Below are 9,335 nucleotides of genomic sequence, written 5' to 3'. Positions count from 1 at the left end.
GCGCGGCAGTCGCGCGGATGCAGTTGCACGCCGTGATAGGGCGCATGCGTGATCACATTGGCGGTGCGTACGCCGATGCCGTTGGCATGCTTGCCGCGTGCGTCGGGGTCGTCGCAGCAGAAGATCGCCATGTAGCCGCCGCGGCCGCCGGTCTTGTCGAGAAAGCGTCCCGCCGCGGTGCCCGGTTGAAACGGCGCCACCACTTCCAACAGGATGGTGTCGACCGGCAGCAGCGCGTTCTCCAGGCCGTATTTGGCGACGTTACCGTCGCGGTAACAGATGTTCAGCCCCATGATGCCGGCGATATCGGAGACCACAGGTTCGAGCCGTGGCGCCACCAGGCAGATCTGCCGCAGCCGCAAGTAACTCGCCATCTCAATGGCCCTGAAACACGGGCTTGCGCTTTTCGACGAACGCTTTCGCGGCTTCCTTGTGATCGGCGGTCTCGCCCGAGCGCGAATGATGCATTGCCTCGGCGTCGAAGCAGGCTTCCAGCGACAAATGCTCGGCATTGTTGATGTTGCGCTTGATGTAGCCCAGCGTCACCGACGGGCCCTGCGCCAGCGACATCGCCAGCTCATGCGCGGCCGCTCCGACCTCGGCGTCGGGAACGACTTTTGTCACGATGCCGAGCGCGAAGGCTTCCTGCGCCGTCAGCACCGGCGACATCAGATAGAGCTCTCGCGCCTTGGCGCTCCCCAGCATCTGCGTCAGGAAGTAGGTGCCGCCGTAATCGCCTGATAATCCCACTTTGGCAAACGCCGTGGTGATCTTGCAGGACGCGCTGGCGACGCGGAGATCGCAGGCCAGCGCGATCGAAAGCCCGGCGCCGGCGGCCGCGCCGTCGACCTGCGCCACGACAGGCTTTTGCATCTCATGCAGGATGCGCGAGACCTCCATGCCACGCCGCAGGTTCGTCTTCTTGGCTTCGAACGGCAGCGGCGCCCGCCCCTCCGCCATCGATTTGACGTCGCCGCCGACGCAGAACGTGCCGCCCGCACCTTTCAGCAGTACCGCGCGAACCTCGTGATCCTCCGCCGCGCGCCGCGCCGCCTCGACCAGCCCCAGCGTCATGTCCGGATTGAGCGCGTTGCGCCGGTCGGGCCGGTTCATGGTGATCGTGAGCAGGCCCTGGTCGAGGTTTTGCAGGACGATGTCATTGGACATGAGTTTTGGCTTTCGTTGTTGTTGGTGGTCTCTCAGCCGTCATTGCGAGCGCAGCGAAGCAATCCATAGCACCGCAGCAAGAAAGCCGGATTGCTTCGTCGCTGCGCTCCTCGCAATGACGAATGGGGTCACTCCGTCACTTTTTCACCAGCGGGCAGCGCGACAATTCCAGTGACTGGAACGCCTCGTTGCCCGGCACGGTCGCCAGCAGTTTGTAGTCGTCCCAGCGGCCCTTCGACTCCGACGGCTTCTTGACCTCGAACAGATACATGTCGTGCACCATGCGGCCGTCCTCGCGGATTCTCCCGTTCCTGGCGAAGAAGTCGTTGATCGGGGTGTCCTTCATGACCTTCATGACGGCGGCGGAGTCGGTGGTGCCCGCGGCCTTCACGGCCTGCAGATAATGCGTCACGGAAGAATAGACACCGGCCTGCGCCGAGGTCGGCACCCGCTTGACCCGCTCCATGAAGCGTTTTGAAAACGCGCGGGTGTCGTCGTTGAGGTCCCAATAAAAGGCTTCGGCCAGCAGCAGCCCCTGCGCGGTGTCGAGCCCGACGCTATCGATGTCGGTCACGAAGGCCAGCAGCGGCGACATCTTCTGGCCGGCCTTCATCAGGCCGAACTCGGCGCCCTGCTTGATGGCGTTGATGGTGTCGCCGCCGGCATTGGCGAGCCCGATCACCTTGGCCTTCGAACTCTGCGCCTGCAGCAAATACGACGAGAAGTCCGAGGTGTTGAGCGGATGCCTGACGCTGCCCAGCACCTTGCCGCCGGACTTCAAGACGACGTTGGTGGTGTCCTTTTCGAGATCCTGGCCGAAGGCGTAATCGGCGGTGAGGAAGAACCATGTGTCGAGGCCGGATTTGACCGCGGCGAGCCCGGTAACGTTGGCCTGCGCGAAGGTGTCGAACACATAATGCACGGTGTAGGGACCGCAGGCCTCGTTGGAGAGGCGGATCGAGCCCGGGCCGTTGAACATGATGATCTTGTTGCGCGCCTTGGCGATCTCGCCGGCGGCGAGCGCGGTGGCGGAGGCCGCGACGTCGAAGATCATCTCGACGCCCTGGTTGTCGATCATGTCGCGGGCGATGTTGGCCGCGAGATCCGCCTTGTTGAGGTGATCCGCCGCGACGATCTCGATCTTGCGCCCCAGCACCTCGCCGCCGAAATCCTCCGCCGCCATCTTCGCGGCGGTCTCGCTGCCGGGGCCGGTGATGTCGGCGTAGAGACCGGACATGTCGAGGATGCCGCCGAGTTTCAGCGGAGGCTTGCTTTGCGCGAATGCGGCGGTGGCGGCGAGCGCCAGCACCGTGGCGAAAACGCCGGTTACAGCCCTTTTCATCGAAAGCCTCCCTGTCGACCTGCCGCATTGATTTCGCGGCGCTTTATCTGATTGCCGCGATCATGCCGCAAGCCACGTGCAGCGGCAAGCCGAAGCGCCCAACGGCACGGTCACGCGCCTAGCTCTAATTTCCGCAAAGCGGAATGATCGATGGGCAACGAGCTTGTCGCACTCGACTTTGCCGACCGCTCATGCCAGCAGGCCCTTCCCCGGCACGTGGTTGAGCTCCAGCCTGATGCCGTCCGGATCCTCGAACAGCAGCGAATAATATCCCGGCGCCCATTGATCCTCGCGCGGCGCGCGGAGGATGGTGGCACCGAGCGTGCACAAGAAGCCGTGCAGCTCGTCGATGTCGGCGCGCTCGCGGGCGCGGAAACAGAGATGATGAAGGCCGACGCGCTTTTGCTCGAACGCGGCGCCCGCGTGCTCCGGCGACGGCGCGCTGATCCCGACCGCGGTGCGGCCGCCGACGCAGTAGAACGTCGTCTCGCTGTCGATGACCGGCTGCATGCCCAGAAACGGCAGCAGCTTGCGATAGAATTCGCGGGAGCGTTCGAAATTCGACGCGGTCAGAAAAATATGCGCGATGCCGTTGACTTCCATCGATCTCCCCTTCGTCGGCAAAACGTGTTCGGATACGAGCCGCCAGAATGCAGGAACCAGTCAGACATAGAGCCGCGTCATGAAACCGATGTCCAGAACGGCAGGGCGTTGCGGCGGGTTGGCAGCCATGGCGGCTTGTAGCCTGATGGTGGTTGCCGCCGTTGGTCCGGCGAGCGCGGAGGGTTGCGCGTTCGAACCGCAGGGCGAAGGCCGCGTCGCCGCGATCATCGACGCCCGCAGCTTTCGCCTCGAGGACGGCCGGGAGGTGCTTCTTGCCGGCATCGAGCCGGCCGGGACCGAAAGAACCAAAAATATTTCGGCATTGTCGGCCATCGTGATCGGGCGCGAGGTGACATTGTCGGGACGGGACGACGCGCCCGACCGTTACGGCCGTCAACCGGCCTTCGTCTTTCTCGCCTCCTCGCAAACCCCGGTGCAGGCTCAGCTTTTGGCGCAGGGCGCGGCGCTGGTCTCTGGCGCGGTGACCGACAAGGAGTGTGCGTCGGCGCTGGCCGCCGCCGAAACCGCCGGACGCGAGGCCAAAGCGGGCATCTGGGCCGATTCATCGGCCATAAAAAACGCGGAAAGTCCGGGCGATATTTTGACCGGGATCGGGCGGTTTATGGTGGTCGAGGGCAAGGTTTTGTCCGTCAGACAGGCCGGGGCAACGACTTATCTGAACTTCGGACGGAACTGGACACGGGACTTTGCTGTGACTATTCCAAGGCGCGTGCTGTCGGCCTTCGAGGCCGCCGGTATCGTGCTTAAGTCCTTTGAAAACCAGCGGATTCGTGTCCGGGGCTGGGTCGAGTCGCGCACCGGGCCGCGAATCGAGGCGCTCCATGTGGGGCAGATTGAAGTGCTGGGCGGGAACTGACCTGCCGGAGAGTGGGCTGTAGTGGCGGAGTTTGCGGGACGGCGCGAGGGAAGGATGAGCCGCAGCCTTTGGGCTGCGCCTGTGCTTTTGTGCGCGGCGCTCGTGCTTGCGGCTTGCGGCGACATGGGCCGGTTTCAGGCCGCGGCCCCCGCAGCAACCCCGGTCAAGCCCAACCGCACCGTGGTGCAGACGCCGGCCGCCGAGCGCGAGCATGAGCGCATTCTCGCCTCGTATGGCGGCGCCTATGACGATCCCAAGCTGGAGGGCCTGATCACCAAGACCGTCGACCGGCTGGTGGCGGCTTCCGACCGTCCCGATCAGGGCTACAAGGTGACGATCCTCAATTCCGGCGCGGTGAACGCGTTCGCGCTGCCGACCGGCCAGCTCTATGTGACACGCGGCCTGATCGCGCTCGCCAGCGACACGTCCGAGCTGTCGTCGGTTCTGAGCCACGAGATGGCGCACGTGCTGGCCAAACACGCCGCGATCCGCGAGGACCAGGCGCGCCAGGCCGCGATCGTCACCCGCGTCGTCACCGACATGAGCAACGATCCCGACCTAACGGCGCTGGCGCTCGCCAAGACCAAACTGACGATGGCGAGCTTTTCGCGCGCCCAGGAATTCGAGGCTGACGGAATCGGCGTCAGCATTTCCGCGCGCGCCCATTTCGACCCCTACGGCGCGGCGCGCTTCCTGACCTCGATGGAGCGCAATGCCGAGCTGAAGGCCGGCAAGACCTCGATCGACCCGCGCGCGCAGGACTTTCTGTCGTCGCATCCGGCAACACCCGAGCGCGTCCAGAACGCGCAGAACAGCGCGCGGCAGTACGTTTCGCCCGAAAGCGGCGAACGCGACCGCGAAACCTATCTCACGGCAATCGACAACATCGTCTATGGCGAGGATCCGAGCGAGGGATTCGTCCGCGGCCACCGCTTCCTGCATCCCAAGCTCGGCTTCACCTTCACAGCGCCCGACAACTTCACGCTGGACAATACCGCGCAGGCCGTGATCGGCGTGCGGGAGGCCGGCACGCAGGCGATGCGCTTCGACGTGGTGCGGGTGCCGGCGGAACAGTCGCTCGGCGAATATCTCAATTCCGGCTGGATGGAGGGAGTGGAGAAGTCCTCGACCGAGGACGTCACCATCAACGGCTTCCCGGCCGCATCCGCCAGCGCCCATGGCGATCAGTGGCAGTTCAGGGTCTATGCGCTGCGGTTCGGCACCGACGTCTATCGCTTCATCTTCGCCACCAGGCAGAAGAGCACCGAGAGCGAGCGCAACGCGCGCGAGACCGTCAATTCCTTCCGGCGCCTGACGCTCGAGGAAATCCAGGCCGCGCGTCCGCTGCGCATCAAGGTCATCACCGTGCAGCCCGGCGACACCGTCGAATCGCTGTCGCACCGCATGGCCGGCGTCGACCGCCCCGCCGAGCGTTTTCGCGTCCTGAACGGGCTGGACAGCCACGCCCAGGTGAAGGTGCGCGATCTCGTGAAGATCGTGGTGGACTAAACTCTCGCGTCGTCCCTGCTTTCGCATGCTTTCGCAGAGACGATGGATACGATGGAGTTGCAGATTCACAACAAACAAAAAGCCCGGTCTCTCGACCGGGCTCTTGATTGATAGGCGGATAGAGAAGTGGCTTATGCCGCTTCGTCGGCCACTGCGGCATCGTCGCCGTCGGCATCCGCTTCGGTATCGGCTTCACCGTCGGCCTCGACTTCGGCTTCCGCCTTGGCGCCGCGGCGCGGGCTCTTGGCGAGTTGGCCTTCGATTTCCTTCACCGCTTCGGTTTCCGTCACATGCTGCACGACGGCGATTTCACGCGACAGGCGGTCGAGCGCGGCTTCATAGAGCTGACGTTCGCTGTAGGACTGCTCGGGTTGCGAATCCGAGCGATAGAGATCGCGCACCACTTCGGCGATCGCCACGATGTCCCCGGAATTGATCTTGGCTTCGTATTCCTGGGCCCGGCGCGACCACATCGTGCGCTTGACGCGCGCGCGGCCCTTCAGGGTTTCCAGCGCTTTCTTGACCAGCACCGGCTCCGAAAGCTTGCGCATGCCGACATTGGCGACCTTGGCGGTCGGCACCCGCAGCGTCATCTTGTCCTTCATGAAATTGATCACGAACAGCTCAAGCTTGGCGCCGGCGATCTCCTGCTCTTCGATGGCCAGGATCTGGCCAACGCCGTGCGCGGGATACACCACGAACTCGTTGGTCTTGAAGCCCTGACGCTGGGTCAGGACCTTCTTCGGTTCCTCCACGCGCGGCGCTGCGGCCGCCGGCTTGGCGGCGACGACGGGCTTGTGCGCAACCGGCTTGCTGATCGGGGGCTTGGCGGCAGCGGTTTTCGGAGCAGCAGTCTTGGGGGCGACCTTCGAGGCAGCAGCCTTCGAACCCGTCGCTTTCGCGGCAGTTTTTGCAGTCTTGTTTGGCATTGCGCTTCTTTTGTTCTTTGAGGACTTGGCAGCCGAGGCCTTGGTGGCGGTCCGGGTATCCTTAAGAGAAGCCCGGGCACGGCTTTTGGTTGCACTACGGCTGGCCGCAGCGGCTTTCTTGGTTAACTTGGAAGCACTCTTTTTACGCGTTTTCTGTGACACAGCCTGCGCGCGGAACTGCCACGCCCCTGTTCGATGTTTTTCACGGGAACCCATAGGGGCCATATACGCGGCTGACGGGTTCGGCTTGAATGTGCCCAATATAGCACATTTTCCGCAAAAATCAATGATTTATGCCCTGTATGGGCGTTTGGGGGGCATTTTTGGCGACCAGACCGGGATTAGGGTTAAGTGAAAACCGGTCTCCCGTCAGTCTCCCGTTCCCGGCTTCGGAGAAAAATATTTCTCGAACTTGCCATCCACAGCCTCGAAATCCTTCGCGTCGGGCGGGGATTCCTTCTTCTGGGTGATGTTAGGCCAGCTCTTGGCGTATTCGGTATTAACTTCAAGCCACTTCTCCAAGCCCGGTTCGGTGTCCGGCTTGATGGCGTCGGCAGGGCATTCAGGCTCGCACACGCCGCAATCGATGCATTCGTCCGGATGGATGACCAGCATGTTCTCGCCCTCGTAGAAGCAGTCCACGGGGCATACCTCGACGCAGTCGGTATATTTGCACTTGATGCAGGCTTCAGTGACGACGTAAGTCATCCAGGGCTCCGAAACGGTCAATTTTGAGTGGGTTGCCTAGCGCAGGAACACCGCAGCCGCAAGGGAAGCGCTGTACTCCCGGGCAGCGTTTTTGCAACCGACCACGCCGGCCGTATCGGCGCTTTGACAGATAGTCATTGCTGGCCGTCCTGCAAATCGTCGTACAGCACGCGCGCCGACGCGGCGTCGCCGCGCCGCTCCGAAAATCCGACCACTTTGAGGACGCGCACGCTGCGATCGAGCCCGATCGTGAGCACGTCGCCGGCCTTCACGCCGTGTCCCGGCGCTTTTTCGCGCACGCCATTGATGCGGACATGGCCCGCCTCGACCAACGCGGCGGCCGAGCTGCGGGCCTTCACCACCCGCGCATGCCACAACCATTTATCGAGACGCTGGCGTTCCAAGCAACACCATCGAAAAACGCTTCATGCGATTTCTTGACGCGAAGGGGCCAAGGCTTCGCTCGAAAACGCGTTGGCTAGTCCTTGCGGTTGGCGGCGAGCTGTTCCTTGAGCGCCGCCAGTTTGGCGAATGGCGAATTGGGATCGACCGGACGATCGCGCTCGCGCGGGGCGGCGCTGGTGGCATATTGCCGGTGCGAGGGTCCGCTGTCGCGGCCGCCCTTGTCGCGATCGCGGCCGCCTTTGTCGCGGCCACCCTTGTCGCGACCGCCGCCGAACTTGCCGCGATCCTTATCCCGGTCCCTGCCCTTGTCGTTGTCCCTGCCCTTGCCCTGAAAACGCTCGCGCGGCGGATGAGGCTGGTCCTCACGCGGTGCGCCAACCGCCGGCGCGCCATCGGCCGCCGCAGGTGCTGCAGCTGTCGCCGGCGCATCGGCGCGCAGCTTGCGGAATTCGTTGTGACGGTCGCGCCGTCCGCGGCGGTGGCGATCTCCCTTTGCGACGTCGCCGGCCTCGCCCGTGGCGGCGGCAGGTTGCGCGCCTTCGGCGGGGCGGTCGTGCTGGCGATGGCGGTTGCGGTCATGACGCGGGCGGCGCTCTTCGGAACGACCGCCGGGCCGCCAGACTTCGATCAGTTCCGGCGTTGCGATGGCTTCGGGCGCGGCGGCAGCGACCTCCGCAGCACCAGCCTCGGCCGGCGCGGCTTCGCTGGCGCTCGCGGTCTCCGGCGTTGCTTCGGCGACAGCGGGTTCGGGCGTTATTTCAGCGGGGGCCGGCTCCGGCGTCTCAAACGCCGCAGCCGTGATCGAAGGCTCCTCCAGCGCTTCCACCACGGCGGCTTCAACCGATTCAGCGGTTACTTCCGGCTCCGGTGCCGCTTCGACGGCTGCGGGCTCGCTCACGGCCGGTTCGGCGCCGAAAGCGACATCGGGCAGCAGCGTCGCGGACGACACCGTGCGCGCTTCGCCGGCGGCTGCGGTTTCCGTCGCAGCTTCCGCCGGTGCAGCTTCCGCCGGTGCAGCCTCCGCTGCGGGCGCCTCGACCACCACCGGTTTCGGCGGCAGCGGCGCGCGGCGCTCCATGCGGTAGCCGAGCGCGCGCAGGATCGAGGCAAAATCTTCCCCGGCGGATCCCGTCAACGACGTCATCGCCTGCGTCACGACAAAGCCGCGACCGTCGAACGCGCCGGCCGGCTTTTCGCCCGGCGAGGCTTCGCGCCAGGACAACGCGGGGCGGATCAGGTCCGCCAGCCGCTCCAGGATATCGACCCGCACCGCGCGCTCGCCGCACTGGCGATAGCCGAGCACCCGATAGGCGTCGCGGGGCAGCGCCTTGTCGACCGGGAACGAGGTGCGCCCCGAACCCGCCAGGTGCTGCGCGCCCGACAGCGCCGACAGATCCACATTGTCCAGTTTCAGCGCCCACAGCAGCGAGGCCAGCGAACGCGCCGCCGGCTTCAGCAGCGCCGGCAGATAGATGTGATAGGCGCCGAAACGCACGCCATATTTGCGCAACGAGGCGCGCGACGGCTGATCGAGATCCTTCATCTCGGCCGAAATCTTCGAGCGCTCGAGCACGCCCAGTGCCTCGATCAGCTGGAAGGCGATGCCGCGCGCGATGCCGGTGATGTCCTCGGCCTTGTTGAGGTCGAACAACGGCCCGAGCAGCTTCTCGATATGCGTCTTCAGCCACAGATCGAGCCGCGCCTGCACCGCCTCGCGCGGCGCGCCGGAGAGGCGTTCGTCGGAAATGATGCGGATGCGCGGATGCAGCGCGTCGTCGGCCGCCATCAGCTTTGC

8 protein-coding genes and 2 pseudogenes are annotated in these 9,335 nt (G+C 64.7%); 2 read left to right on the top strand and 8 right to left on the bottom strand.

From position 1 onward, the window contains the following. The 4 genes and pseudogenes from QZ213_RS19110 to QZ213_RS19095 all read right to left on the bottom strand — a co-directional run. Nucleotides 1–374: pseudogene (locus QZ213_RS19110) on the bottom strand (hypothetical protein); the annotation flags it as partial. Nucleotide 375: 1 nt separating this feature from the next. Beyond that, entirely contained in the window at nucleotides 376–1,167 is a 792-nt protein-coding gene (locus QZ213_RS19105; protein ID WP_291687659.1) for an enoyl-CoA hydratase, read from the bottom strand. Between the two features lie 136 nt (nucleotides 1,168–1,303). Further along, nucleotides 1,304–2,509: an ABC transporter substrate-binding protein gene (locus QZ213_RS19100; protein WP_291687658.1), complete on the bottom strand. Its 1,206-nt coding sequence runs from the start codon at nucleotides 2,507–2,509 to the stop codon at nucleotides 1,304–1,306. Nucleotides 2,510–2,698: 189 nt separating this feature from the next. After that, on the bottom strand, nucleotides 2,699–3,112 hold the full coding sequence (locus QZ213_RS19095; RefSeq protein ID WP_291687657.1) for a VOC family protein: 414 nt from the start codon (nucleotides 3,110–3,112) through the stop codon (nucleotides 2,699–2,701). A gap of 145 nt (nucleotides 3,113–3,257) precedes the next feature. Between QZ213_RS19095 and QZ213_RS19090 the strand changes: the two genes are divergently transcribed. Beyond that, the gene (locus QZ213_RS19090) at nucleotides 3,258–3,989 is read left to right on the top strand and encodes a thermonuclease family protein (protein WP_291687660.1); all 732 of its coding nucleotides are present in this window, start codon (nucleotides 3,258–3,260) and stop codon (nucleotides 3,987–3,989) included. Between the two features lie 54 nt (nucleotides 3,990–4,043). Continuing rightward, entirely contained in the window at nucleotides 4,044–5,498 is a 1,455-nt protein-coding gene (locus tag QZ213_RS19085) for a M48 family metalloprotease (RefSeq protein ID WP_291687656.1), read from the top strand. Nucleotides 5,499–5,629: 131 nt separating this feature from the next. Here the strand turns inward: QZ213_RS19085 and QZ213_RS19080 are convergent, their stop codons facing one another. The 4 genes and pseudogenes from QZ213_RS19080 to QZ213_RS19065 all read right to left on the bottom strand — a co-directional run. Further along, nucleotides 5,630–6,688, bottom strand: coding sequence for a CarD family transcriptional regulator (locus QZ213_RS19080; RefSeq protein WP_291687655.1), 1,059 nt, complete (start codon nucleotides 6,686–6,688; stop codon nucleotides 5,630–5,632). A gap of 108 nt (nucleotides 6,689–6,796) precedes the next feature. Further along, nucleotides 6,797–7,135, bottom strand: a complete 339-nt coding sequence (gene fdxA, locus QZ213_RS19075; protein ID WP_291687654.1) for a ferredoxin FdxA — start codon at nucleotides 7,133–7,135, stop codon at nucleotides 6,797–6,799. Nucleotides 7,136–7,269: 134 nt separating this feature from the next. After that, on the bottom strand, nucleotides 7,270–7,539 hold the full coding sequence (locus QZ213_RS19070) for an RNA-binding S4 domain-containing protein (protein WP_291687653.1): 270 nt from the start codon (nucleotides 7,537–7,539) through the stop codon (nucleotides 7,270–7,272). Nucleotides 7,540–7,613: 74 nt separating this feature from the next. Beyond that, nucleotides 7,614–9,335 (bottom strand): annotated as a pseudogene (locus tag QZ213_RS19065) (helicase); the annotation flags it as partial.

It is taken from the genome of Bradyrhizobium sp., from assembly GCF_017881085.1.
Classification (GTDB): Bacteria; Pseudomonadota; Alphaproteobacteria; order Rhizobiales; family Xanthobacteraceae; genus Bradyrhizobium.
The sequence above is the reverse complement of the archived record's forward strand: the minus strand, read 5'-3'. Positions and strand labels throughout refer to the sequence as shown.

Bases quoted from the DNA above. Each gene is read 5' to 3' on its own strand.
- fdxA (WP_291687654.1), bottom strand. From the start codon at position 7,135: ATGACTTACGTCGTCACTGAAGCCTGCATCAAGTGCAAATATACCGAC.
- QZ213_RS19095 (WP_291687657.1), bottom strand. From the start codon at position 3,112: ATGGAAGTCAACGGCATCGCGCATATTTTTCTGACCGCGTCGAATTTC.
- QZ213_RS19090 (WP_291687660.1), top strand. From the start codon at position 3,258: ATGGTGGTTGCCGCCGTTGGTCCGGCGAGCGCGGAGGGTTGCGCGTTC.
- QZ213_RS19105 (WP_291687659.1), bottom strand. From the start codon at position 1,167: ATGTCCAATGACATCGTCCTGCAAAACCTCGACCAGGGCCTGCTCACG.
- QZ213_RS19085 (WP_291687656.1), top strand. From the start codon at position 4,044: ATGAGCCGCAGCCTTTGGGCTGCGCCTGTGCTTTTGTGCGCGGCGCTC.
- QZ213_RS19100 (WP_291687658.1), bottom strand. From the start codon at position 2,509: ATGAAAAGGGCTGTAACCGGCGTTTTCGCCACGGTGCTGGCGCTCGCC.